Annotated in this window: 22 protein-coding genes; 11 read left to right on the top strand and 11 right to left on the bottom strand. The window is 67.8% G+C overall.

The window, feature by feature from the left end; genetic code table 11:
• Positions 1–38: 38 nt before the first annotated feature.
• Positions 39–470, top strand: a complete 432-nt coding sequence (queF, locus tag ACK4ZD_RS10940; protein WP_409661733.1) for a preQ(1) synthase — start codon at positions 39–41, stop codon at positions 468–470.
• 15 nt (positions 471–485) lie between these two features.
• On the opposite strand, the gene ACK4ZD_RS10935 is transcribed toward queF, so the two are convergent.
• A complete protein-coding gene (locus tag ACK4ZD_RS10935) occupies positions 486–776 on the bottom strand; it encodes a hypothetical protein (RefSeq protein ID WP_409661696.1) in 291 nt (96 codons plus the stop codon).
• A gap of 77 nt (positions 777–853) precedes the next feature.
• Here ACK4ZD_RS10935 and dapC point away from each other — a divergent pair, with 77 nt between their 5' ends.
• The 8 genes from dapC to ACK4ZD_RS10895 all read left to right on the top strand — a co-directional run bounded on the left by dapC (position 854) and on the right by ACK4ZD_RS10895 (position 9,200).
• Entirely contained in the window at positions 854–2,065 is a 1,212-nt protein-coding gene (gene dapC, locus ACK4ZD_RS10930; RefSeq protein WP_409661693.1) for a succinyldiaminopimelate transaminase, read from the top strand.
• 21 nt (positions 2,066–2,086) lie between these two features.
• Entirely contained in the window at positions 2,087–2,917 is an 831-nt protein-coding gene (gene dapD, locus ACK4ZD_RS10925; RefSeq protein ID WP_409661688.1) for a 2,3,4,5-tetrahydropyridine-2,6-dicarboxylate N-succinyltransferase, read from the top strand.
• Positions 2,918–2,963: 46 nt separating this feature from the next.
• Positions 2,964–4,163 (top strand): PilT/PilU family type 4a pilus ATPase, encoded by a 1,200-nt coding sequence (locus ACK4ZD_RS10920; protein ID WP_409661686.1) that lies wholly within the window; start codon positions 2,964–2,966, stop codon positions 4,161–4,163.
• A 27-nt stretch (positions 4,164–4,190) separates the two neighbouring features.
• Positions 4,191–5,342 (top strand): succinyl-diaminopimelate desuccinylase, encoded by a 1,152-nt coding sequence (gene dapE, locus ACK4ZD_RS10915; RefSeq protein WP_409661684.1) that lies wholly within the window; start codon positions 4,191–4,193, stop codon positions 5,340–5,342.
• The gene (gene prmB / locus ACK4ZD_RS10910) at positions 5,339–6,217 is read left to right on the top strand and encodes a 50S ribosomal protein L3 N(5)-glutamine methyltransferase (protein ID WP_409661681.1); all 879 of its coding nucleotides are present in this window, start codon (positions 5,339–5,341) and stop codon (positions 6,215–6,217) included. The genes dapE and prmB overlap by 4 nt, the downstream gene beginning before the upstream one ends.
• Entirely contained in the window at positions 6,214–8,142 is a 1,929-nt protein-coding gene (locus tag ACK4ZD_RS10905) for an ABC-F family ATP-binding cassette domain-containing protein (RefSeq protein ID WP_409661678.1), read from the top strand. Before prmB ends, ACK4ZD_RS10905 begins: the two co-directional genes overlap by 4 nt.
• A gap of 95 nt (positions 8,143–8,237) precedes the next feature.
• Entirely contained in the window at positions 8,238–8,741 is a 504-nt protein-coding gene (locus ACK4ZD_RS10900) for a MarR family winged helix-turn-helix transcriptional regulator (protein WP_409661675.1), read from the top strand.
• Positions 8,742–8,774: 33 nt separating this feature from the next.
• A complete protein-coding gene (locus ACK4ZD_RS10895) occupies positions 8,775–9,200 on the top strand; it encodes an organic hydroperoxide resistance protein (protein ID WP_409661673.1) in 426 nt (141 codons plus the stop codon).
• A 9-nt stretch (positions 9,201–9,209) separates the two neighbouring features.
• Here the strand turns inward: ACK4ZD_RS10895 and ACK4ZD_RS10890 are convergent, their stop codons facing one another.
• Positions 9,210–10,151: an asparaginase gene (locus ACK4ZD_RS10890; RefSeq protein ID WP_409661670.1), complete on the bottom strand. Its 942-nt coding sequence runs from the start codon at positions 10,149–10,151 to the stop codon at positions 9,210–9,212.
• A 131-nt stretch (positions 10,152–10,282) separates the two neighbouring features.
• Between ACK4ZD_RS10890 and lexA the strand changes: the two genes are divergently transcribed.
• Positions 10,283–10,963 carry a transcriptional repressor LexA gene (gene lexA, locus ACK4ZD_RS10885; RefSeq protein ID WP_409661667.1) on the top strand — a complete coding sequence of 227 codons (681 nt, stop codon included), beginning with the start codon at positions 10,283–10,285 and terminating at the stop codon, positions 10,961–10,963.
• A gap of 155 nt (positions 10,964–11,118) precedes the next feature.
• Entirely contained in the window at positions 11,119–11,898 is a 780-nt protein-coding gene (locus tag ACK4ZD_RS10880; RefSeq protein WP_409661664.1) for a hypothetical protein, read from the top strand.
• 24 nt (positions 11,899–11,922) lie between these two features.
• Here ACK4ZD_RS10880 and ACK4ZD_RS10875 read toward each other — a convergent pair whose 3' ends face one another.
• The 9 genes from ACK4ZD_RS10875 to ACK4ZD_RS10835 all read right to left on the bottom strand — a co-directional run bounded on the left by ACK4ZD_RS10875 (position 11,923) and on the right by ACK4ZD_RS10835 (position 20,860).
• The gene (locus ACK4ZD_RS10875) at positions 11,923–13,548 is read right to left on the bottom strand and encodes an ABC transporter ATP-binding protein (RefSeq protein WP_409661661.1); all 1,626 of its coding nucleotides are present in this window, start codon (positions 13,546–13,548) and stop codon (positions 11,923–11,925) included.
• Positions 13,545–14,660 (bottom strand): ABC transporter permease, encoded by a 1,116-nt coding sequence (locus ACK4ZD_RS10870; RefSeq protein WP_409661658.1) that lies wholly within the window; start codon positions 14,658–14,660, stop codon positions 13,545–13,547. The genes ACK4ZD_RS10875 and ACK4ZD_RS10870 overlap by 4 nt, the downstream gene beginning before the upstream one ends.
• Entirely contained in the window at positions 14,644–15,672 is a 1,029-nt protein-coding gene (locus ACK4ZD_RS10865) for a microcin C ABC transporter permease YejB (RefSeq protein WP_409661655.1), read from the bottom strand. Before ACK4ZD_RS10865 ends, ACK4ZD_RS10870 begins: the two co-directional genes overlap by 17 nt.
• Before the next feature lie 3 nt (positions 15,673–15,675).
• Positions 15,676–17,460: an extracellular solute-binding protein gene (locus ACK4ZD_RS10860; protein ID WP_409661652.1), complete on the bottom strand. Its 1,785-nt coding sequence runs from the start codon at positions 17,458–17,460 to the stop codon at positions 15,676–15,678.
• A gap of 58 nt (positions 17,461–17,518) precedes the next feature.
• Positions 17,519–18,445 (bottom strand): LD-carboxypeptidase, encoded by a 927-nt coding sequence (locus ACK4ZD_RS10855; RefSeq protein ID WP_409661649.1) that lies wholly within the window; start codon positions 18,443–18,445, stop codon positions 17,519–17,521.
• Entirely contained in the window at positions 18,442–19,029 is a 588-nt protein-coding gene (gene tadA / locus ACK4ZD_RS10850; protein ID WP_409661646.1) for a tRNA adenosine(34) deaminase TadA, read from the bottom strand. The genes ACK4ZD_RS10855 and tadA overlap by 4 nt, the downstream gene beginning before the upstream one ends.
• Complete coding sequence (locus ACK4ZD_RS10845) at positions 19,026–19,265, bottom strand: hypothetical protein (RefSeq protein WP_409661643.1); 240 nt, start codon at positions 19,263–19,265, stop codon at positions 19,026–19,028. The genes tadA and ACK4ZD_RS10845 overlap by 4 nt, the downstream gene beginning before the upstream one ends.
• Before the next feature lie 72 nt (positions 19,266–19,337).
• On the bottom strand, positions 19,338–19,898 hold the full coding sequence (locus ACK4ZD_RS10840) for a 2'-5' RNA ligase family protein (RefSeq protein WP_409661640.1): 561 nt from the start codon (positions 19,896–19,898) through the stop codon (positions 19,338–19,340).
• Positions 19,899–19,903: 5 nt separating this feature from the next.
• Complete coding sequence (locus ACK4ZD_RS10835; protein WP_409661637.1) at positions 19,904–20,860, bottom strand: YcjF family protein; 957 nt, start codon at positions 20,858–20,860, stop codon at positions 19,904–19,906.
• Between the last annotated feature and the right edge of the window lie 317 nt (positions 20,861–21,177).

Here is a 21,177-nt window from a genome sequence, read left to right as displayed (position 1 = left end):
AACGTCCCTCCCCCGCCACCGCTCCCCGGCAGCGCGAGATGCCGCCCAACCCGCCTTCGGCGCCTTCGAAGGAGCTGCATATCTTCCCGAATCCCAGCCCGAAGCGCGACTACGTGATCCAGTTCCAGGTCCCCGAGTTCACCTGCCACTGCCCGCTGACCGGCCAGCCCGACTTCGCACACTTCACGATCGACTGCATTCCCGACAAGCTATGCGTCGAGCTCAAGAGCCTGAAGATGTACATGTGGAGCTACCGCAATGAGGGGGCCTTCCACGAGAAGGTCACCAACGACATTCTCGATGACATCGTCAAGGCCATCGAGCCGCGCTTCCTGCGCATCACGGCCAAGTGGTATGTGCGCGGCGGCATCTACACCAACGTGGTGGTCGAGCATCGCAAGAAGGGCTGGAAGCCCCAGCCGCGCATCGAGCTGCCGCAGCATGCGTCGGAATCGGGCCTGCTGGGCTGAAGTGCGGCGCACGGCTCAAGCCGGTGCCGGCTGCCACCGGGCCAGACGCGGGTGCATGAGCCGGAACCACAGCGGCGGCACCATCGCCAGCCAGATGCAGCCCGCATAGCCGGTGGGCAATTGCGGCCCCGGCAGGGGCTCCAGGCTGGCATAGGGTTTGCCGGCGTGCATGTGGTGGTCGGAATGCCGCTGCAGGTTGCGCGCCCCAGGCCGTCCAGGGCGAGTGCCACGCGCCGCTGCACCGATGCCCCACAGCATGGTCCAAGCCAGCGCAAAACGCAGATCGCGCCAACCCAAGGTGTTCATGGGTCCATGATCGGAGCACCCCGGGGAGGCGTCAAGCCGGAGCGCACCGGCGGGCCGAGCAGGGATAATCACCGCCCATGAACCCCCTGCTCGCCCGCCTCCAGCCCTATCCGTTCGAACGGCTGCGCGCCCTGACCCGCGACCTCACGCCCAACCCGGCCCTGCGGCCCATCAGCCTGGGCATTGGGGAGCCCAAGCACCCCACACCGCCTTTCATTCGCCAGGTGCTGGCGGATTCTCTCGACGGCCTGGCCCACTATCCGGCCACAGTGGGCCAGCCGGCCCTGCGCGAGTCCATGGCCGGTTGGGTGCAGCGCCGCTACGGCGTGACCCTGGATCCGGTCACCCAAGTGCTGCCGGTCAACGGCTCGCGCGAGGCGTTGTTCGCCTTCGCCCAGACCGTCATCGATCCGACGCGGCACCGCGAGGCCGGCGGCCCCATCGTGGTCTGCCCCAACCCCTTCTATCAAATCTACGAAGGCGCCGCCTTGCTGGCCGGCGCCGACACGGCCTTCGCCAACAGCGACCCGGCGCGCAACTTCGCCTGCGACTGGTCAGCCCTGTCGGACGACACCTGGTCACGCACCCAGCTTGTCTACGTTTGCTCGCCGGGCAATCCCACCGGCGCGGTGATGCCGCTGGACGAATGGGCGCGGCTGTTCGAACTGAGCGACCGGCACGGCTTCGTGATCGCCTCGGACGAGTGCTACTCCGAGATCTACTTCCGTGACGAACCGCCGCTGGGCGGGCTGGAAGCCGCCGTCAGGCTCGGCCGCCAGGATCTGCGCAACCTCGTGGCGTTCACCAGCCTGTCCAAGCGATCCAACGTGCCGGGCCTGCGCTCGGGCTTCGTGGCCGGCGACGCCCGGCTCCTGAAGGCTTTCTCGCTGTACCGCACCTACCACGGCAGCGCGATGAGCCCGGTGGTGCAACAGGCCAGCATCGCCGCCTGGAACGACGAGGCTCATGTGGTGGTCAACCGCGAGCAGTACCGAGCCAAGTTCACCCGCGTCACCCCCATGCTGGCCCGGGTGCTGGACGTGGCCCTGCCCGATGCCGGCTTCTACCTGTGGGCCAAGGTGCCCGAGGCCCTGGGGCAAAGCGACACCGAGTTCGCCCGGGGGCTGCTGGCTCAATACAATGTGACGGTCTTGCCCGGCAGCTTCCTTGCGCGCGAGGCGCACGGCCTGAACCCTGGCGCCGGCCGCATCCGCATGGCGCTGGTGGCCGAGCTCGACGAATGCGTCGAGGCTGCCGAGCGCATCGCCGCCTATGTCCGTTCCCTCTGATCCACTCAAGAGTCTGCATCCATGAGCCAAGCCCTCGAAGCCGTCATCAACCAGGCCTGGGACGACCGCGCCGCCCTGTCGCCTTCTGCTGCCGCCCCCGAGGTGCGCGAGGCCGTTGAATCCGTGATCGCCGACCTGAACAAGGGCCGCCTGCGCGTGGCCGAGAAGATCGACGGTGCCTGGACCACCCACCAGTGGATCAAGAAGGCCGTGCTGTTGAGCTTCCGCCTGCACGACAACGTCGCCATGCGCGCCGGCGACCTGGGCTTCTTCGATAAGGTGCCCACGAAGTTCGCCCACCTCAGCGACGAAGAGATGCGAGCCACCGGCGTGCGTGTCGTGCCCCCTGCGGTGGCGCGCCGCGGCAGCTACATCGCCAGGAACGTGGTGCTCATGCCCTCGTACGTGAACATCGGCGCCTACGTGGACGAAGGCACCATGGTTGACACCTGGGCCACCGTGGGCTCTTGCGCCCAGATCGGCAAGAACGTGCACCTCTCGGGGGGGGTGGGCATCGGCGGTGTGCTCGAACCGCTGCAGGCCAACCCAACCATCATCGAGGACAATTGCTTCATCGGCGCACGCTCCGAGGTGGTGGAAGGCGTGATCGTCGAAGAGAACTCCGTGCTGGGCATGGGCGTGTACATCGGCCAGAGCACCCCCATCTTCAACCGTGAGACCGGCGAGATCACTTACGGTCGCGTGCCGGCCGGCTCGGTGGTCGTGAGCGGCAACCTACCCAAGACGACGGCCGCCGGCCAGGCCTACAGCTTGTATGCCGCGGTGATCGTCAAGCGCGTGGACGCCCAGACCCGATCCAAGACCAGCATCAACGACCTGCTGCGCGCCTGAGGTCCACCCTGGCGCACCCGACACACCTACGACGAGGAGGATGGCGATGAGCGGTGGCAACATGGAGCGCGTGCTGCGCCTGATGGCCGACAAGCAGGCGTCGGATGTCTATCTGTCGGCCAAAACGCCCATCCTCATCAAGATCCATGGGCAGATCCTGCAGGTCAGCGATCAGCCCCTCACCCCTCAGCAGCCGCGCCAGTTGCTCGCCGAGGTGCTCACCCCCACCCAGATGGAGGAGCTCGACGAAACAGGGGAGTTGAACCTGGGGGTGGTGCTGCCCGGCGTGGCCAGCTTCCGCCTGAGCGCCTTCAAGCAGCGCGGCTCGGTCGCTGCGGTGTTCCGCTGCATCCCGAGCACCATTCCCTCGCTGGAATCGCTCAATGTGCCCGACATCCTCACCAGCCTGATCCTGGAAAAGCGCGGGCTGATCCTGCTGGTCGGCGCCACCGGAACCGGCAAGAGCACCACCTTGGCTGCCATGCTGGAGCACCGCAATCAGCAGGTGGCCGGGCACATCCTCACCATCGAGGATCCGATCGAGTTTCTGTTCACGAACAAGAAATCGGTGGTCAACCAGCGTGAGGTGGGGCGGGACACCCAGTCATTGCAGATCGGCTTGAAGAACGCCCTGCGTCAGGCTCCTGACTGCATCATGATTGGCGAGATCCGCGACCGCGAAACCATGACTGCGGCGCTTTCATACGCTCTGTCCGGTCACCTGGTGCTGTCGACGATGCACGCCAACAACAGCTATCACGCGCTGAGCCGCATCATGTCGTTCTACACCCCCGAGGCGCGCCCCGCCATGCTGTCGGACCTGGGCTCGGGCCTGAAGGCCATCGTCTCACAGCGCCTGATGCGCGCCGTCACCGGCGGGCGCATCCCGGCCGTGGAAGTGTTGCTCAACACCAAGCTGGTGGCCGAACTGATCGAGAAGGGAGACCTCACCGGCGTGAAGGAGGCGATGGAGAAATCCCTGGCCGAGGGCTCGCAGACCTTCGAGGCCGATATCGCCCGTCTGATCAACGAAGGCCGCGTCACGCGCGAGGAGGGCCTGGCCTACGCGGACTCGCCCACCAACCTGATGTGGCGTCTGCAAAACGACATGACGGGCCAGAGCAAGCTCACCCCGAAGAAGGAAGAGATCGAGGACGGACCGTCTTTCACCGAGATCACGCTGGACGTGCGCAACGACGAGCGCCCCAGCGGCTATGGCACCACTGGCTTTGGCGTGCTGCGCTGAAGTTCAGCACGCTGCGGCCCCCATCCCATGACCGACACCCTGCGCCTCACCGAAGCCCTGATCGCCCGGCCTTCGGTCACACCGTCCGATGCCGGCTGCCAGGCCCTGATCACCGAGCGGCTCATCCCGCTGGGCTTTGCCTGCGAGACGCTGGTCTTCGGCCCGTCCGATTTCCGCGTGACCAACTTGTGGGCCAAGCGCGAGGGCCGCGCCGGCCGCGAGGGCAAGCTGCTGGTGTTCGCCGGCCACACCGACGTGGTGCCCACCGGCCCCCTGGAGCGCTGGCTCAGTGACCCCTTCACCCCTACCCACCGCGACGGCCTGCTGCATGGCCGTGGTGCGGCCGACATGAAGAGCTCGATCGCAGCGATGGTGGTGGCCGTGCAGGAGTTCGTGGCCGCCCATCCCGACCACCGCGGCTCCATCGCCTTTCTGATCACCAGCGATGAGGAAGGCCCGGCCAACGACGGGACTGTCAAGGTCTGCGACTGGCTGCGAGCGCGCGGCGAACGGCTGGACTACTGCATCGTCGGTGAACCCACCTCGGTCGAGCGTCTGGGCGACATGATCAAGAACGGCCGTCGCGGTTCGCTGTCAGGCCGGCTCACGGTCAAGGGCATCCAGGGTCATATCGCCTACCCTCATCTGGCGCGCAACCCGGTGCACCAGGCTGCGCCGGCCCTGGCCGAACTCGCCGCCATCGAATGGGATCGTGGCAATGCCTACTTCCCGCCCACCAGCTGGCAGATCTCCAACCTGCATGCGGGCACCGGCGCCACCAACGTCATCCCCGGCGAGCTGGTGGTCGATTTCAACTTCCGCTACTGCACCGAATCCACCCCTGAAGGCCTGAAGGCCCGGGTGCACGAAGTGCTCGACCGGCATGGCCTGGAGTACGAACTGGTCTGGACGCTGGGTGGCTTGCCCTTCCTCACCGAGCCGGGCGACCTCAGCGAGGCCGTGGTGGCCGCCATCCGCACCGAAACCGGCCTCACGCCCGAGCTGTCCACCACCGGCGGTACATCGGATGGCCGTTTCATCGCGCAGATCTGCCCCCAGGTGATCGAGTTCGGGCCACGCAACGCCACCATCCACAAGATCAACGAGGGCGTGGAAGTGGCCCACCTCGACCCCCTGAAGAACATCTATCGCAAGATCCTGGAAGCCCTGATCGCATGACCGTTCTCGAGATGATCGAGCGCATGGCCGCCCGCCTCGACGAGGCGGGCGTTTCGTTTGGACATGGCACCACCAATGCCCGCGACGAGGCCGCCTGGCTCACCCTGTGGGCTCTGGGCTTGCCGCTGGACGACCTCGACGGCGTTGCGGCAAGAGAGCTCGACCGCGCCGACCAAGCGCGTGTGAACGCCTTGATCGACGAGCGCATCACCACCCGCGTGCCTGCGGCCTACCTCACGCAGGAGTCCTGGCTGCAGGGCGTGCGCTTCTACGTCGACGAACGCGTCATCGTGCCGCGCTCCTTCATCGCCGAACTGCTGGCCGACGGCAGCATCGACCCCTGGCTGGGTGAACACACCCGCGCCGTGCTCGACCTGTGCACCGGCAACGGCAGCCTGGCGGTGCTCGCGGCCATGGCCTATCCGGACGTGCAGGTGGATGCTGCCGACCTCAGCGACGACGCCCTGGCCGTGGCGCGCATCAACGTCGAGCGCCATGGCTTGGCCGAGCGCATCCGCCTGGTGCGCAGTGACCTCTTCGAAGCCCTGCCCGGCCGCTATGACCTCATCCTGTGCAACCCGCCCTATGTGAACACGCTGTCGATGGCGGCGCTGCCGGCCGAATATCAGGCCGAACCCGAACTTGCCCTGGCTGGCGGCGACGATGGGATGGACCTGATCCGTCGCATCCTGCGCGATGCGCCGGTACACATGAACGACCACGCCGTGCTCGTGCTGGAGATCGGCCACGAGCGCGCCCATTTCGAGGCGGCCTTCCCCCTGCTCGAAGCCGTGTGGCTCGACACCAGCGCCGGTCCCGACATGGTGGTGCTGCTCACGCGCGAAGCCCTGGCCGCTCAGAGCCTGCCCCGATGATCCAGCTCAAGAACCTCACCCTGCGCCGCGGCACGAAGGTCGTGCTCGAAGGGGCCTCGCTCACCTTGAATCCCGGCGAGAAGGTGGGCCTGGTGGGACGCAATGGCGCCGGCAAGTCTTCGCTCTTCGCCTTGCTCACCGGCAGGCTGCAGGCCGATGCCGGCCAGGCCGAGGTGCCTGCCCACTGGCAAGTGGCCGAAGTGGCCCAGGACATGCCGGAGACCAGCCAGGGCGCCACCGACTTCGTACTGGCCGGCGACCGCGTGCTGCAAGCAGCTCAGGCGGCGCTGGCCCAGGCCGAGGCCAACGACGATGGTATGGCCATCGCCGAGGCCCATCACCGCATCGATCAGGCTGGCGGCTTCGACGCCCGCGCTCGCGCGCAGGCGCTGCTGCTGGGCTTGGGCTTTACCCCTGCCGAGCTCGATGCCCCGGTCAACAGCTTCTCCGGCGGCTGGCGCATGCGACTGCAACTGGCGCGCGCGCTGATGTGCCCGGCCGACCTGATGCTGCTGGACGAGCCCACCAACCACCTGGACCTCGACGCCCTGGTCTGGTTGGAAGCCTGGCTGCAGCGCTTCGAGGGAACGCTGATCATCATCAGCCACGACCGCGAGTTTCTCGATGCGGTTACCCGCGTGACCGTGCACCTGGAAGACGCCCGCCTGACCCGCTACACCGGCAACTACACCCGCTTCGAGGAGATGCGCTCCGAGCGCATGGCCCAGCAGCAGGCGGCCTTCGAGCGCCAGCATGAGCGCATCGCGCAGCTGTCGCGCTTCATCGAACGCTTCAAGGCCAAGGCCAGCAAGGCCCGGCAGGCGCAAAGCCGAGTCAAGGCGCTGGCGCGCATGGAAAGACTTGCCCCGGTGCTCACCGCGGCGGATTTCCACTTCGAGTTCCGCGAGCCGAGCAACCTGCCCAACCCCATGCTGGTGCTCGACGGCGCCGGCATGGGCTACCGCAACCCCGAGGGCGACACGCTCATCTTGCGCAACGTGAACCGTTCGGTGCTGGCCGGCCAGCGTATCGGCATCCTCGGGGCCAACGGCCAGGGCAAGTCCACGCTGGTCAAGACCATCGCCCGCAGCCTGCCGCTGCTGTCCGGGCGCATCACCGAAGGCAAGGGCTTGGCCATCGGCTACTTCGCCCAGCAGGAGCTGGACGTGCTGCAACCGGCCGATTCGCCGTTGCAGCACATGATCCACCTGGCCCGCGAGGTGGGCCCCGCGGCGCGCGAGCAGGAACTGCGCGACTTTCTCGGCCAGTTCCGCTTCGTGGGCGACATGGTGATGCAGCCTGTGGGCAGCATGAGCGGTGGCGAAAAGGCCCGCCTGGTGCTGGCCCTGCTGGTGTGGCAGCGCCCCAACCTGCTGCTGCTGGACGAACCGACCAACCACCTGGACCTCCCCACCCGCGAGGCCCTGAGCCTGGCGCTCAACGAATTCGAGGGCACGGTGATGCTGGTCAGCCACGACCGCGCCCTGTTGCGCGAGGTCTGCGACGAGTTCTGGCTGGTCGCGCACGGCAGCGTGAGCCCCTTCGATGGCGACCTCGACGACTACCAGCGCTGGCTGCTGGACCAGGGCCGCGAGCGTGCCCAAGCGCACCATCAGGCGCCGGCCGCGCTTGCGGCACCGGTCGCGGCCGCCCGCCCCGCTCGGCACAACCGGCGCGACCCGCAACGTCAGCAACGCATCGAGCTAGCCCGTCCCCTGAAGAAGGAACTGGCCGCCATCGACGAACGGCTGGCGACCCTGGGTCAGGAGAAGGCGGATCTCGAAGCGGCGCTGTCGGGGGGCGAGGGCGCCCCGGAGCAATGGGCGGTGCAGGGTCGCCGCCTCAAAGAGATCTGCGAGCAGATCGAGCAACTCGAGACGCGCTGGCTCGAACTGAGCGAACACTTGGAGCGGTTGGCCGTCTGAGCCGGTCGGCACTGTCCAATCCTGGTCGAATCGTCACGGCAGAGCTTTCCAGGAATGCAATTGCGCACAATTTAATTTTGTAATATCATTCAAGAATGCCGAGTTCGACCCCTTCTGCCGCCGACACCCAGGGCCTGCTGCGGCTCGACAATCAGTTGTGCTTTGCGCTCTACGCCGCGTCGCTGGCGATGACCAAGCTCTACAAACCCCTGCTCGACCGGCTGGGCCTGACCTACCCGCAGTACCTGGTGATGCTGGTTCTCTGGGAGCACGGCGGGCAGACGGTGAGCGAATTGGGCGAGCGGCTGTTCCTCGATTCCGGCACGCTCACGCCCCTGCTCAAGCGCTTGCAATCAGCCGGTTGGGTGGTCCGCCGCCGCGACACCACCGATGAGCGCCGCGTGATCGTGCACCTCACCCCTGCGGGCGAGGCCTTGCGGGAGGCCGCCGTCCAGGTGCCGCTCGAAGTGGCTTGTGCCACCCATTGCAGCCTGGAGGAGATCGCCGAGTTGCGCCAGCGCCTGCACGGGCTGCGCCAGCGCTTGAGCCTGCGCACCACCTACCCGGCTCCCGCCTCCGCGAAGCGGCGGGCAGCCTGAGACCCCTGACCTATCCACACAGAAAGGAAGACCATGCCCCTCGAGAAAGTGCTCTATCAAGCTCAGGCCACCTCCACCGGAGGCCGAGATGGCCGTTCGGTGTCGTCCGATGGCGCACTGAACGTGCAGCTGAGCACCCCCAAAGAGCTGGGCGGCGCTGGCGGCCCTGGCACCAACCCAGAGCAACTGTTTGCGGCGGGCTATTCGGCTTGCTTCATCGGCGCGATGAAGTTCGTCGCCGCCCAGCGCAAAATCGCGCTACCCGCCGACACCGCGATCACGGCGAAAGTGGGCATCGGCCCCACCCCTCAGGGCTTCGGCATCGAGGTCGATCTGGCCGTGTCGATCCCTGGCATGGATCGCGCCCTGGCCGAAGCCCTGGTGCAGGCGGCCCATCAGGTGTGCCCCTACTCCAACGCCACGCGCAACAACATCGACGTGCGTCTCAGCGTGGTCTGAACGAAGGGCTCAGGCCCGCATCAGCTCCAGCATCAGCGCCACACGGGCTTTGGCCGGGGTGAAGCTGCCGGCCGAGGGCCATCCCCGCGGATGATCTCCGAGCACCGGCCCCATGCCGCAACGGCTGGCACGCCACACCGTCACCCCCTGCCCCTGGGCCTCGGTCAAGGCGGATTCGAGGGCTGAGTGGATGGTGCCGTTGCCAGTGCCTGCCACCACGAGTCCGCGCACACCGGCGCGCACCAGGGCCTGCACGGCCCGCGCCTGGGCCCCGGCTCCGCTCGTGACGATCTCTACCCAGGGCCAGGCCGTGGGCTCCAGGGCCAGCAGACTCTGCACGCCAGTTGCAGGGCCTTGCGGCCAGGGGCGCAGGATGCGCAGCCGGCCCTCCTCCACCAGCGCCACCGGGCCAGCGTCGCCCGAATCGAAGGCGTCGACCCGGTAGGTATGGGCCTTGCGCACATCGGCCGCCCCGTGCACTCGCCCCGCCAGCACGGCCACCACGCCCCGGGCCTGCGGCCAGGCTGCCACGGCCACCGCATCGGCCAGGTTCTGCGGCCCGTCGGCCGACAACGCAGTGGACGGGCGCATGGCCGCCGTCAGCACCACCGGCTTGGCCGGTGCCAGCACGGCCTGTAGAAACCAGGCGGTCTCCTCCAGGGTGTCGGTGCCGTGCGTGATGACGACCCCGGCCACCTCGGGCCGCGCCACGGCCTGGTCCACGGCCAGGGCCAGCGCGCGCCACACGCCGAAATCCATGTCCTTGCTGTCCACCTGGGCGAGCTGGAGCACCTCCAGGGGTTGGCCGGACAGGGTCGGCACGGCGGCCAGCAACTGCGCGACGTTGATCTGGGCGGCGGTGTAGCCGGTGTGGTCAGCCGCACTGGCGGCCGTGCCGGCGATCGTGCCGCCCGTGCCGATGACCACGATGGTCTTGTGCCTGTTTTGCATTTTTCCTGAAGCTGGATAAAAATACAGATACTGGATGTACAGACAGTGAGTGTGCAGCCAGGTTGCGCTCGGAGCGAAGCGCTGTCAGCGCCCGCCCAGGCGATGGAGTCACTCACCCCCTCACCACGCCCATGGACACGTTCGAGACCCCCAAGCTCACGGCCCGCCAGCAGCAAATCCTCGAGCTCATCCAGAGCGCGATCGAGCGCACCGGCGCTCCCCCCACGAGGGCCGAGATCGCCGCCGAACTCGGTTTTCGCTCTCCCAATGCCGCCGAGGAGCACCTCCAGGCCCTGGCCCGCAAGGGGGTCATCGAGCTGGTGGGAGGCACCTCGCGGGGCATCCGGCTCAAGTCTGACACATTGCGCTCGCTGGCCGAGTCGCGCATCCGTCAGTTCAGCCTGCCGCTGCCGGGGCTGGCCCAGCTCGCCCTGCCCCTGGTGGGCCGCGTCGCCGCGGGCAGCCCCATCCTGGCGCAGGAGCACATCGACCAGACCTACCACGTCGAGGCCGGCCTGTTCCAGCGCAGGCCCGATTTCCTGCTGAAGGTGCGCGGCATGAGCATGCGCGATGCTGGCATCCTCGACGGCGACTTGCTGGCCGTGCAGGCCACGCGCGAGGCCAAGAACGGCCAGATCGTCGTGGCCCGCCTGGGCGACGAGGTCACGGTCAAACGCCTGCGCCGCCAGCGCGGTCACATCGAACTGCTGGCCGAGAACCCCGACTACCCCACCATCGTCGTCGAGCCCGGACAGGACTTCGAGCTCGAAGGCATTGCCGTGGGTCTTATCCGCAACACGATGCTGATGTAGCCCCCTCGTTTCCGGCCCGCTGCAGGTGGTGGGCGCAGGTGCGAAAGGGGGGTTCTTTCGCACAGGCCCTGCAGCCCGGCCCGCTGCGCCGCTGGCGGAGCACCCGTCCCAATCCTGCCGAATGTCATGTGGTTGGTTGATCTTCGGAGATGGACATGAGCGACGCTTCTTCCCCCACACCCTGGTGGCAACGCCTGCGGCTGCAGGCCAGGCCGGCCGCCCGCCACTGTCTGCCCACGGGCCACGCTCTCCTCGATGCCGCCTTGCCTGGCGGGGGCTGGCTGGCCGGTCAGGTGTTGGAGGTCTGCAGCCCGCAGGTCGGTGAAGCCGAATGGCGGCTGTTGGCAGATGCCATCCGACGCGGCGTGCAAGAGGGACGCCCCCTGGCCCTGGTTCAGCCGCCGCGGAGCCTGCCGCATGACCCGAGGTTGTCGTTGCTCGACAGGCATCTCACTTGCTGCTGGCCCGGCGCCGACCCCCGAGGCATCGTCGAGGCGGGGCTCCTGTGGCTGCGGGCCCACCCCGCGGGCCTGCTCGTGCTGTGGGCCCAGGAGATGTCGCCGCCGGCCTGGCGGGCGCTCTCGCGTGCCGCCCGCCGCCACGCCGCCCACGTGCTTGTCGTGCGTCCGGCCCTAACGCGCTGGGACGACAGCCCAGCGGAGGTCCGCCTGAGCCTCTTGCCCGGTCGTGGTCGGCACTGGGAAGTGCGAGTGCAGACCCCGGCCAGTGCGGCCGCCGTGCTGGTGCGGGTGTCGCTGGACGACGACGGCTTGGTGAACCCGCCGACGGGCCTCGCATCGACGTCGGTCCTGAAGGTGGCTGTCGATCCGGAGGACCGGCGCCGCACCGCCTTGTGCGGCACCTTGGCCCAGGTGTGTGACGAGCTCGAGCGCCTGGCTCGCCGGGAGGACGAGGGTTGGCCTCTGGCGGCCTGAGCGACGACGAGAGGTTCTCGAAGCTCAGGCGGGGGCGGGGACGGTGGCTGCGGCCACGAGTCGCTGGGTGTAGGGGTGGCGCGGCGTGTCGAGCACTTCGTGCATCTCGCCAGCTTCGACCACCTTGCCGTCCTTCATCACCATGACGTGGTGGGCCATCGCACGGATCACGTCCACGTCGTGGGTGATGAGCAAATAGGCCAAGCCGTGCTCGCGCTGCAGCCTTTGCAGCAGGCCCAGCACCTGTTTCTGGATGGTCACGTCCAACGCACTGGTGGGCTCGTCCAGCACGAGCAACTGCGGTTTCACGATCAGCGCGCGGGCGATCGCCAGGCGCTGGCGCTGCCCTCCTGAGAACTCATGCGGATAGCGCTCGAGCAGCCCCGGGAACTGGGCTTCGGTGAGGCCCACATCGGCCAGGGTTTGCCGGACCCGCTCGCGGCGGGCGTTGACATCGAGCCCAGGCTCATGCACCCGCAAGCCCTCGCCGACGAGCTCCTCCACCGTCATGCGCGGCGACAGGGAGGAAAACGGGTCCTGGAAAACCACCTGGGCCACACGACGCAAGGGCCGGTCGACCCGCGGCGAACCCTGCCAGGACTTTCCGTCGAGCCGCAGTTCACCTGCGCTGGGCAGGAGTCCCAGCACCGCCAGCGCCAAGGTGGATTTACCTGACCCGGATTCACCGATCACCCCCAAGGTCTGCCCAGGCGCGAGCATCAGGCTCGCGCCTTTGACCGCCACGAACTCGCCGCGGCGAAACCATCCCCGCAGGCCCGGCCGCGGCACGGGATAGACCACCCGAAGGTCACGGGTGTGCAGCAGGCTGCCTTGCGAGGACGACGCGGCCACCGCATCGACGACGTTGCGTTCGGGACGGCTGTCGATGAGCTTGCGGGTGTAGGGATGCCGGGGCCGACCGAAGACCTCGGCCACCGTGCCTTCCTCGACGAGGATGCCGTTCTCCATCACGGCCACCCGGTCGGCGAATCGGCGTACCAGGTGGAGGTCGTGCGTGATCATCAGCACCGCCATGCCGCGGCGGCGCTGCAGTTCGTCCAACAGGTCCAGGATTTGGCCGCGCAGGGTCACGTCCAGCGCGGTGGTGGGCTCGTCGGCCAGCAGCAGGCGGGGCTCGCCCGCCAGCGCCATTGCGATCATCGCGCGCTGGCGCTGGCCGCCCGAAAGCTGGTGCGGGTAGGCCCGCGCGCGCCGTTCGGGCTCGGGGATGCCGGTGTCGGCCAGCAGCTGCACGGCCCGCTCCCAGGCGTGGGCCGCAGGCAGCGCCTTCTTGAGCTGCAGCACCTCGACGATCTGATCGCCCACGGTGTAGAGCGGGTTGAGCGCCGTCATCGGCTCTTGGAAGATCACGGCCACGTCCTCGCCGCGCACTGCCCTGAGCTCACGCTCGCTCAGCGCGAGCAGGTCGCGCCGCTCACCACTGCGCCCATGCAGCCAGGCCTGGCCCTCGACCTGGGCCGACGGCAGCAGACGCAGCAGACTCAGGGCCGTGACGGTCTTGCCCGAGCCGGACTCGCCCACGAGGGCCAGCTTCTCGCCCGGCTTGACGTGCAAGTCCACGCCGTGCACCACTTGCCGGCCGCCAAAGCTCACGCGCAGGTCGCGCGCTTCCAGCAGCATCCCGCTCATGCTTTGGCCTCCCTGGGAGCTGTCGTCGTCGCCGGACGCCCGCGCTGAGGTTCAGGCGGGTCGGGCACGCGCGGATCCAGCGCGTTGCGCAGCGCATCGCCCATGAAGGTCAGCAGCAGCAGGGTGAGCACGAGCACGCCGAAGGTGGACAAGGAGATCCACCAGGCATCGATGTTGGCCTTGCCTTGATTGAGCAGCTGACCCAACGACGGCGTGTCGGGCGGCACCCCCAGCCCCAGGAAATCCAGCGAGGTCAGCGCCAGGATGGCTGCGCTCATGCGGAAGGGCAGGAAGGTCACCACCGGCGTGAGGCTGTTGGGCAGGATGTGGCGCCAGATGATCTGGGCATGGCCCACGCCCAGCGCACGCGCCGAACGCACGTAGTCCATCTGCCGGTTGCGCAGGAATTCGGCGCGCACGTAGTCCGACAGCCCCATCCAGCCGAACAGGCTCAGCAGCACCAGCAGCAGTCCGAGGCTAGGGGCGAACATCGCGCTGAAAATGATGAGCAAATAGAGCTCCGGCATCGAGGCCCAGATCTCGATGAGGCGCTGCATCGTCAGGTCGATGCGCCCGCCGAAGAAGCCCTGGACGGCCCCCGCCGCCACCCCCAGCACGACGCCGATGGCCGTGAGCGCCAGCGCGAACAGCACGCTCACCCGGAAGCCATAGATGAGCTGGGCCAGCATGTCACGCCCCCGGTCGTCGGTGCCCAGCCAGTTGTCGCGCGACGGGCCAGAGGGGTTGGGTTCCTTGGCGAAGTAGTTGATCGTGCGCGGGCCATAGGGGTTGGGCGGATAGATCGCCCAGTTGCCGCCCTGGCTGAGCTGCTCGCGGATGAAGGGGTCCAGGTAGTCGGTGGGCGTCTCGAAGTCGCCACCGAACACCGTCTCTGGATAATCATGCAGGAGCGGCAGGTAGAACCGGCCTTCGTAACGCACCAGCAGCGGCCGGTCATTCGACAACACCTCGGCGAAGAGGCTGAGCACGACCAGGGTGCAGAAGATCACCAGGCTCCAGAACCCGAGCCGGTTGCGGCAAAAGCGCCGCCAGGCCCGCCGGGTGGGGCTGTTCGAAGCCACGGAGCGCACAGGGTCAGTCGAACTTGACACGCGGGTCCACCCAAACGTAGCAGAGGTCGCTGATCAGCTTGGTGACCAGACCGATCAGCGTGAACAGGTACAGCGTGCCCAGCACCACCGGATAGTCGCGCCGGATCACGCTCTCGTAACTCAGGAGGCCCAGGCCGTCGAGGGAAAACAGGGTCTCGATCAGCAATGCGCCCGTGAAGAAGGCGCCCACGAAGGCCGCCGGAAAGCCCGTGACGATGGGGATGAGTGCGTTACGGAAGACATGCTTCCACAGCACCTGGCGCTCGCCCAGGCCCTTGGCGCGCGCGGTCAGCACATACTGCTTGCGGATCTCCTCCAGGAAGGCGTTCTTGGTGAGCATGGTGGTCACCGCAAAGCTGCCCAGCACCATCGCCGTGACCGGCAGCGTGATGTGCCAGAGGTAGTCCACGATGCGCGCCCCCCAGCTCAGTTCCTCCCAATTGCCCGAGGTCAGCCCGCGCAGCGGGAACCACTGCAACTGCCCCCCGAAGATCACCAGCAGTGCCACGCCGAGCACGAAGCCGGGAATGGCATAGCCCACCAGCACGAGCAGGGTGGTCACGAGGTCGAAGCGCGAGCCGGCACGCACCGCCTTGGCCACGCCCAGCGGCACGGCCACGCCGTAGCTCAGGAGAAAGGTCCACATCCCCAGGCTGATCGACACTGGCAGCTTCTCGACGATCAGCGCCCACACGTCCTTGTTCTGGAAGAAGCTCTGGCCCAGGTCGAAGCGGATGAACTGGCCGAGCATCTGCAAAAAGCGCTCGTGGGCGGGCTTGTCGAAGCCGTAGAGCGCCTTGATCTCCTCCAGGCGCTTGGGGTCCACGCCCTGGGCGCCGCGGTAGGCCAAGGCACCGCCCTCACCGCCGGCACCCGGCGCGGCACGGGCTTCGGCCAGGTACTGCTCCACCGGGCCGCCCGGCACGAACTGCACCACGATGAAGGTGATGAGCAGCACCCCCAGCAGCGTGGGGACCATCAGCAGCACTCGCTTGAGGATGTACGACCACATGGCTTACTTGGCCCACCAGGTGAACATGGCCCAGTCCTCACCCTGAATGTAAGGGGGCACCGTCTGCGGACGCGCCAGCCGCCATTGGTTGTAGGCGATGCGGTGCGTGGCGGCTGTCCACTGGGGGATGAGGTAGTGACTGTGCGCGATGACCCGTTCGAGCGCACGGCAGGCTGGCAGCAGTTCAGCCTGGGTGCGCGCCCCACTCATGCGCTCGATCAGGGCATCGACGGCCGGATGGCTCACGCCGGCATAGTTGCCTGAATCGGGCGTCCGCGCCGCCTGGCTGCCGAAGAGATCGGCATACTCGCTGCCGGGGTTGTGCGTGCCTTGGAAGGCGATGGTCATGATGTCGAAATCGAACTCCCGCAAGCGCTGCTGGAAGAGCGCGAAATCCACTGCACGATAGACCAGCCGGATGCCCAGCTTCTCGAGGTTGCGAGCCCAGGGCATCACGACGCGCGCGCCGGCCTCGTTGCTGTCCAGGTACTCCAGCACCATGGGTTCCCCCCGGGCATTGCGCAGCACGCCCTCTTGCACCGTCCAGCCCGCTTCGGCCAGCAAGGCCTTGGCACGACGCAGGTTGGCCCGCAGCGAATGCTCCCCGTCGGTGCGGGGGGGCGCGTACATCGGGCCGAACACCGTCGCCGGCAGCCGGTTGCGCCAGGGTTCGAGCAGGGCCAGCTCCTCGGGCGAAGGTTTGCCCTGGGCCTGACAGGCGGTGTTGCCGAACAAGCCCGTCACCCGCTGGTAGCTGTTGTAGAAGAGCTGCCGGTTCATCCACTCGTAATCGAAGGCCAGGCCCAGGGCTTCGCGCACCCGGATGTCTTTGAGCTTGTCACGGCGGGTGTTGAGCACGAAGCTCTGGAAGCCCGAGGGCAGGCGGTGCCGGAACTCTCCCTTGACCAGTTCGCCCGAATCGAAGCGCCGGCCGGTGAGACGCCGTGTCCAGTCGCCCGCCGAGAAAAAGCGCATCATGTCGAACTCGCCGGCCTTGAGTGCCTCCAGTCGCGCGGTGTTGTCCTTGTAGATCTTCACCGTGATGCGGTCGAAGTTGACCGTGCCGCGGCGAACGTTCAGGTTGCGCCCCCAATAGTCGGGGTCGCGCACATAGGTGATGTCCTTGCCGAAGCGCACCGGGCCGATCCGGTAAGGCCCGCTGCCGATGGGCGTGTCCATCACCACCTGGTCGAAAGACTTGCCCTGTCCCCATTCGTGGCTGAACACGGGCAGGCCGCCCACGGTCAGCGGCAATTCGCGGTTGGGCCGCAAGAAGCGATAGCGCACCGTGCGCTCGTCCAAGACATCGAGCCCTGCCACGTCGGCCAGCAAGGTCTTGTAGGCCGGGGAGGTGTGCGGCCCCATCAGGGTGTCGTAGCTGTGCTTGACATCCTTGGCGAGCACGGGCGAACCATTGTGGAAACGGGCTTCGCGCCGCAGCCGGAAGGTCGCGCTCAGGCCGTCCGGGGCCACGTCGACGCTTTCGGCCAGCAGGCCATAGCCGCTGGCCGTCTCGTCGAGCGAGCCGATCAGCAGCGACTCGAACATCAGCGCCGACAGGTAGGCCGGTGCACTGCCTCGCAACGTGAAAGGGTTGTATTTGTCGAAGGTGGACACGCGCAGGTTGCTCACCAGGCGCAGCTCACCACCCTTGGGGGCCTCGGGGTTGACGTAGTCGAAGTGAGCGAAACCTGCCGGATACTTCAGGTCGCCCCACAAGGCGTATCCGTGTGCCGCCCACACCGGCAGCGCCGCGCACCACAGCAGCAGACCCAACACGCATCTCATGCGGCGCATTCTGCATGAAGCCTGCAAGCCTTCTCCAGGCGGGATGCTCCGGAGGGAATCACCATGCGATCAGCGCGTCACGCCCCTGTACCACCAGTTGCACCTTGGCACCCACCGGCAGGGTCACCTTGGTCGCCACATGGCCGAAGGGCAGGCCCGTGAGCACCGGCGTGCGCGTGAGGCTGCGCACATGGGCCACCACCGACTTGAGCGTATAGCCCCGGTCCAGCGGCGAGGGCTTGAAGTCGGTGAAGCGGCCCAGGACGATGGCCTTCTGCGCGTCGAGCACGCCGGCCTGATGCAGTTGCAGCAGGTCGCGCTCGATCCGGTAGGGGTGCTCGTTCACGTCTTCCAGGAAGAGGATGCCGCCCTTGACCCGGGGCCAGTGCGGCGTGCCCAGCAAGGCGTTCACCATGCACAGATTGCCCCCCCACAGGCGCCCTTTCACCTCCAGCCCGTCGAATCCGGCCTCGGTACGGAACCCCACAGCCTCGAGCTCGCCGCGCATGGCCTCGAGGAAGCAGTCCTGCGTGACCTCGTCCACCATGTCGGCGCCAAAGTCGAAGCAGGCCATCGGTCCGGCGTAGGTCACGCCCTCCACCCCATGGGCGAGCAAGGCCAGTTGCAAGGTGGTGAAGTCGCTGTGGCCGACCCAGCGTGTACCGCGCTCAATGCTGCGCCCGATGCGCCGGTAGTCGAGTCGATCGAGCAGCCGGGTCAGGCCATAGCCTCCGCGCAGCGCCATCGCGACGTCGCTGCCTGCGTCGGCCACGCGGTGGAGCGCGGCCAGACGGGTGTCGTCATCGCCGGCAAAGCGCTGGTGGCGCGCCAGCGCGTCCTCGTCCAGGCTCACCTGGAAACCATGTTGGCGCAGCCGCGCCATCGCCCGGCGGGCGACCGCACGGTGTGCCACCACACCAGAGGGCGAGAAAAGCACCAGGGTGTGGGGCGCCGGGGCGGCGTGGGCGTGTTCATGAAACTTCAACGGGGGGGCTCCAGATCGGGACACTCGCTGACCTCGCCGGTCGGGATGGGGGCATCGTCCGCGGCGGCTTCATCCTGCCCGGGGCGCGACGCGCCGGCCTGGCGCCGCTGCCGGTAGGCGGCACGACGCTCGGCAAAGAAGTCGCGCAGCACCTGGCCACAGGCTTGGGCAAGCACGCCGCCCTGAACCTGCGTGTGATGGTTCAGACGCGGCTCGCCGAAGAGATCCAGCACCGAGCCGGCCGCGCCGGTCTTGGGGTCGGCGGCGCCGAAGACCACGCGCTTGAGGCGCGCATGCATCAGGGCCATCGCACACATCGCGCAGGGCTCCAAGGTGACGTAGAGCTCGCACTCGGGCAAGCGGTAGTTGCCGAGCAACTGGGCCGCATGGCGCAGCGCGACGATCTCGGCGTGCGCCGTGGGGTCGTGTTCGGTGATGGGCCGGTTGTAGCCGGTGGCAATCACCTGGCCCTCGCGCATCACCACCGCACCCACCGGAACCTCGCCCACCAGCCAGGCGTTATGGGCCTGGTCGAGCGCGATGCGCATGGCGTACTCGTCGCGCTGACGCTGTTCCTCGCTCATTCGTCCACCTTGCGCGCGGGCTGCTGCAGGGCCTGATCCAGCCCCTGGCGAAGCTGCTCGAGCTGCTGCGACGGTGTGCCCCGGGGGGGCGCGGATGCCGGCGTATCGGCGGCGGGCGCAGCAGGCAGCGCCACCTGGGTCAGTGGCTTCTTCGCCAGCACGGCCACGATCGCCAGGACGGCCAGCACAGCGGCGAGACTGAAAAGGACACGCATCGACAGGACGGATTCTTGCAAAGCCCTGTTTCTAGCACGATCCGGCACGGGGCTCGCCCATGCGAGCGGCCTGTCGGCGCCCTGCCCCTGCGTTCAAGTGCCCCAGCGTCCGAGCACGACATGATGGCGCTGCCCGACCAGGCTGTGCACCAGCACGACATCCCGCGCCCGCCAGCAGATGGGGGCCACGTCCTCGGGCAGCAGATGCATGGGTTCGCGGCCCAGCGTGAGGTGGGGCGCGAAGGATCCGGAGTGGCGCACCAACCCCAGCCGCCGTCCGTGATCGGCCAGCGCCACGTGCAAATGCCGCAGCGGCGCGCTGTCCCGGCTCGGGCACAGCACCAGGGGGTGATGGCCTGGCCGGCCGTCGAAGCTCAGCAGCCGGTCCAAGCAGATGTGCAGACGCTTCATCCCAACACGGGCGGCCACTGCACCGGCCGCCTCGACCACGTCGGCGGGCACCCCGTCGAAGCGGCCGATGTAAAGCAGCGTGATGTGCCAGCAGTGCCTCGGCACTGGGCGGCGCTGGAACACCCCTCGAGCCGCCAGATCGTCGACCACGGCTTGAATCTTGGCCTGTGCTGGCTCGTCTGGCAGCAGGGCAAAGAACAGATTGTCGCCGCCCCGGGGGCGAGGCCAGGAGGACGCGCCCACGGCACTCAACCCTGGCGGACGAGGTTCATCACCTGGGTGGCATCCAGGGTGCGGGCCCGTTCCTGCATTTGCGGCAGGTAGCGCGAGTGCAGACCCTGGGCCTCGCGCGTCATACCAGCATAGGCTTCCTTCAGCATCTGGGCCGACAGCACGCGCCCACCGGCGTAGTAGCGCTTGGCCACATGGCCCAGGGCATAGGTGGCCACGAAGCTCATGCCCGAGCTGACCGCCTGCTTGCCCAGCCCGCGCAGCAGCCCACCGCCCACCGAGCCCAGCAGCCCGCCGATGAGCTTGCGCCCGGCTTGCTCGAGGTACTGCGAGGTCAGGCCCACCCCTGCCGTGGCGAGGAAGTCCTTGATGTGCCCGCGATCCAGCTCGTAGCCGTAGGCTTTGCCGATGCGGTAGACCAGCTTCATCTGCAGAGGGATGATGGCCAGGGTCGAGATCGACTCCGGCAGCAGCTCCAGCGCCCCGTTGAGGATGGCCGCGTTGAGGATGGCCGAATCGAGTTCCGCCTCGTTCACGGCCGGTCGGGCCGTTGCCGTCGTGGGAGCCTGTGCCGATGCCGGCGCGGGCGCGCTCATCGGCACGGTCGCCAGGGTTTCGGCCTGCTGGGAGATCGTCGCGGCCACGCCTGCCTCCAAGTTCAGCGCCCGGGCCAGGTTGGCCAGAAACGCCTGCTCGGCGGGAGACTGGGCTCCATCCGCGTCGCACACGCCCACCGCCATCTCGTAGGCCAGCTGACGCGACTCGGCGCTGGACAGCGCCGACGCGGCCGAGGCCACCGTCACGCGCTTCATCAGCACGTCCTGCACCAGCGTGGGCACATGGAGGCCGTCATCGCCCGCCAGTCCCTCGGCAATGCGGCGGATCTCGGCGCGTTCGCGCTCGTGTTTGCTGCCATCGGCAAAAGCGGCCAGCAGGCTGATCGTCACGATGGCGCGGGTTTCGTCTGCGGTCATGCGGTTCTCCTCTTTGACCCCCGTTGGTGCCCTCACCGGGCCGGCCGGTTCCCTGTCGCGGGGCAGCACCCTGTGAACAACCGTATCCAGCGGGCCATGCAGGATGCGCTCTTTCCCGATCTGCCCAGCCCGGGGGCGCCGGCTGAAAAGGCCGCGCCCGCGCCTTCGCCGCCCAAGCGCAGCAGCAAGCCGCAGGCGGCCCCACATGCCGGCTGGCAATGTACGGCAATTTGCCGTATGATTGGCGTCAGGAGGACCATCCCATGGCTGCCCACTCCACCACCGCCCGGCTCGAAGCGCGCATCAGCGCCGATCTG

The sequence above is a fragment of the Caldimonas sp. genome, from assembly GCF_046291045.1.
GTDB lineage: Bacteria > Pseudomonadota > Gammaproteobacteria > Burkholderiales > Burkholderiaceae_C > Caldimonas.
The sequence above is the reverse complement of the archived record's forward strand: the minus strand, read 5'-3'. Positions and strand labels throughout refer to the sequence as shown.

Coding starts and splice junctions, on each gene's coding strand:
- tadA (WP_409661646.1), bottom strand. CDS start 19,029: ATGAGCGAGGAACAGCGTCAGCGCGACGAGTACGCCATGCGCATCGCG.
- queF (WP_409661733.1), top strand. CDS start 39: ATGCCGCCCAACCCGCCTTCGGCGCCTTCGAAGGAGCTGCATATCTTC.
- ACK4ZD_RS10875 (WP_409661661.1), bottom strand. CDS start 13,548: ATGAGCGGGATGCTGCTGGAAGCGCGCGACCTGCGCGTGAGCTTTGGC.
- dapC (WP_409661693.1), top strand. CDS start 854: ATGAACCCCCTGCTCGCCCGCCTCCAGCCCTATCCGTTCGAACGGCTG.
- ACK4ZD_RS10920 (WP_409661686.1), top strand. CDS start 2,964: ATGAGCGGTGGCAACATGGAGCGCGTGCTGCGCCTGATGGCCGACAAG.
- dapD (WP_409661688.1), top strand. CDS start 2,087: ATGAGCCAAGCCCTCGAAGCCGTCATCAACCAGGCCTGGGACGACCGC.
- ACK4ZD_RS10890 (WP_409661670.1), bottom strand. CDS start 10,151: ATGCAAAACAGGCACAAGACCATCGTGGTCATCGGCACGGGCGGCACG.
- prmB (WP_409661681.1), top strand. CDS start 5,339: ATGACCGTTCTCGAGATGATCGAGCGCATGGCCGCCCGCCTCGACGAG.
- ACK4ZD_RS10880 (WP_409661664.1), top strand. CDS start 11,119: ATGAGCGACGCTTCTTCCCCCACACCCTGGTGGCAACGCCTGCGGCTG.
- dapE (WP_409661684.1), top strand. CDS start 4,191: ATGACCGACACCCTGCGCCTCACCGAAGCCCTGATCGCCCGGCCTTCG.
- ACK4ZD_RS10895 (WP_409661673.1), top strand. CDS start 8,775: ATGCCCCTCGAGAAAGTGCTCTATCAAGCTCAGGCCACCTCCACCGGA.
- lexA (WP_409661667.1), top strand. CDS start 10,283: ATGGACACGTTCGAGACCCCCAAGCTCACGGCCCGCCAGCAGCAAATC.
- ACK4ZD_RS10860 (WP_409661652.1), bottom strand. CDS start 17,460: ATGAGATGCGTGTTGGGTCTGCTGCTGTGGTGCGCGGCGCTGCCGGTG.
- ACK4ZD_RS10865 (WP_409661655.1), bottom strand. CDS start 15,672: ATGTGGTCGTACATCCTCAAGCGAGTGCTGCTGATGGTCCCCACGCTG.
- ACK4ZD_RS10935 (WP_409661696.1), bottom strand. CDS start 776: ATGAACACCTTGGGTTGGCGCGATCTGCGTTTTGCGCTGGCTTGGACC.
- ACK4ZD_RS10905 (WP_409661678.1), top strand. CDS start 6,214: ATGATCCAGCTCAAGAACCTCACCCTGCGCCGCGGCACGAAGGTCGTG.
- ACK4ZD_RS10900 (WP_409661675.1), top strand. CDS start 8,238: ATGCCGAGTTCGACCCCTTCTGCCGCCGACACCCAGGGCCTGCTGCGG.
- ACK4ZD_RS10835 (WP_409661637.1), bottom strand. CDS start 20,860: ATGACCGCAGACGAAACCCGCGCCATCGTGACGATCAGCCTGCTGGCC.